Source organism: Microbacterium sp. GbtcB4, from assembly GCF_019091465.1.
Classification (GTDB): Bacteria; Actinomycetota; Actinomycetes; order Actinomycetales; family Microbacteriaceae; genus Microbacterium; species Microbacterium paraoxydans.
Window position 1 is genome coordinate 1 of the sequence record NZ_JAGXJJ010000589.1, and the last position, 235, is coordinate 235.

The following is a 235-nucleotide window of genomic DNA, read 5'->3' on the forward strand; positions in this document are numbered from 1 at the left end:
GCCTCCGGGCCGCGGTGCAGGAGGCGATCGCGGGGCAGGCGAGGCCGCTCCTCGTGACGGACACGTGTGCGGCGGGCCTCGGAACGCTGCCGAGCGCTGCCGAGCACCACCCCGACGCGGTGGTGCTGTGGTTCGATGCGCACGGGGACTTCAACACGCCGGACACCACCGCCTCCGGCTACCTCGCCGGCATGGTCCTCGTCCCCGCCGGCGGCCGGGGGGGCGGCGGCAACGG

Annotated in this window: 1 protein-coding gene; it reads left to right on the forward strand. The window is 76.6% G+C overall.

Translation table 11 applies throughout. From position 1 onward, the window contains the following. Nucleotides 1–235, forward strand: a 235-nt coding sequence (locus KVS71_RS18920; protein ID WP_217585302.1) for an arginase family protein, incomplete at both ends; no start/stop codon positions are given.